General features: G+C 43.4%; 2 protein-coding genes and 1 pseudogene. 2 read left to right on the top strand and 1 reads right to left on the bottom strand.

Features of this window, described 5'->3' with window-relative positions; translation table 11 throughout:
• Both A3738_RS32625 and infA read left to right on the top strand, forming a co-directional pair.
• Positions 1 to 133 (top strand): annotated as a pseudogene (locus tag A3738_RS32625) (hypothetical protein); the annotation flags it as partial.
• Between the two features lie 138 nt (positions 134 to 271).
• Positions 272 to 490: a translation initiation factor IF-1 gene (gene infA / locus A3738_RS13705; protein ID WP_068476485.1), complete on the top strand. Its 219-nt coding sequence runs from the start codon at positions 272 to 274 to the stop codon at positions 488 to 490.
• A gap of 55 nt (positions 491 to 545) precedes the next feature.
• Here the strand turns inward: infA and A3738_RS13700 are convergent.
• A partial coding sequence (locus A3738_RS13700; RefSeq protein WP_156504258.1) for an AAA family ATPase occupies positions 546 to 1,687 on the bottom strand: 1,142 nt, incomplete at its 5' end.

Here is a 1,687-nt window from a genome sequence, read left to right as displayed (position 1 = left end):
ATACCTAGGATATTTCATTAAAGAATGCAGAAAAATGTCGTATAAAACGGCTTTTAAACCATTCCAAACACGTATTGATGAACGCTGGCTTACGATTGAAGAACTGCAAGCTATCAGTGAAAAGTATAAGTAAATGTAAAAGCACGAAACTGATTTTGCGAATCGCGCGAGTTTCAGGCAAAATGTCGCTTTTTTAGGCGGGGGTCAACCAAAAGACCTCCACAATAAGCGCCTCAGGCGCTATTAATAGCTCAAATGAGGTTACGCTTTAATGGCGAAAGAAGATGTCATTGAAATGGAAGGTACAATCGTAGATACCTTGCCGAACACAATGTTTCGCGTAGAACTAGAAAATGGTCACGTTGTGACTGCTCACATTTCTGGAAAAATGCGCAAGAACTATATCCGTATTCTTACAGGTGACAAGGTTAAGGTGGAAATGACACCTTATGACCTGACAAAAGGCCGCATCACATACCGTGCACGTTAAAATAAAAAAGGGAGTTTAACTCCCTTTTTTATTACATCGAGATCGGACGCTGCATCTATACTGATGCAGCTTCTTCTTTTTCATATTCAAAAACGACCTGCTCTTTCTTGCTGTCATATTTGACATTCACGTCACCACCTGACGACAGGTGACCAAACAAGATTTCCTCGGCAAGCGGTTTCTTCAACTCTTCCTGAATCAAGCGTGACATTGGGCGAGCACCCATTTTTTCGTCGTAGCCTTTTTCAGCAAGATACACTTTCACTTCATCATCAACATGCAAAACAACGCGTTTTTCATCAAGTTGGGCTTGCAGTTCCGTTAAGAACTTGTCGACGACATAGCAAACAGTATCGCGCGCCAAAGGAGCAAATTGAATAATACTATCCAGACGGTTTCTAAATTCTGGCGTAAACAACTTATTCAGCGCCTCCATACCATCTGTCGTATGATCCTGCTCACTAAAGCCAATTGAACGACGACTAATCTGCTCCGCGCCTGCGTTCGTGGTCATTACTAGTACAACATGACGGAAGTCAGTCTTACGTCCGTTGTTATCAGTCAAAGTGCCGTGATCCATCACTTGAAGTAACAAGTTGAACACTTCAGGGTGCGCTTTTTCGATCTCATCTAACAGAAGGATACAATGTGGGTTTTTATTAACAGCTTCCGTTAACAATCCACCTTGATCGTAACCAACATAACCTGGAGGTGCACCAATCAAACGACTAACCGTGTGACGCTCCATGTACTCAGACATATCGAAACGTACAAGCTCGACGCCCATTACCTTCGACAACTGCTTAGTAACTTCTGTTTTACCAACACCGGTTGGACCAGCAAACAGGAATGCACCATCTGGTTTCTCTGGTGATTTCAAACCCGCTCGTGACAATTTGATTGCCGTTGCAAGAGATTCGATCGCCAAATCCTGTCCAAACACGACCATTTTCAAGTCCCGCTCGATATTCTTAAGCTTATCTTTATCAGAGCTAGAAACGTTGCGAGGAGGAATGCGTGCAATTTTAGCAACAACGTCCTCAATCGCCTGCACATTGATCAGCTTCTTACGCTTGCTTTCATGCACAAGACGCTGACTCGCACCAGCCTCATCAATCACATCAATCGCTTTATCTGGCATGTGACGATCGGTAATATAACGATCCGCCAATTCAGCTGCAGCACGCAGTGCTTTAT

Source organism: Oleiphilus sp. HI0066, assembly GCF_001635725.1.
The sequence above is the reverse complement of the archived record's forward strand: the minus strand, read 5'-3'. Positions and strand labels throughout refer to the sequence as shown.

Coding starts and splice junctions, on each gene's coding strand:
- infA (WP_068476485.1), top strand. CDS start 272: ATGGCGAAAGAAGATGTCATTGAAATGGAAGGTACAATCGTAGATACC.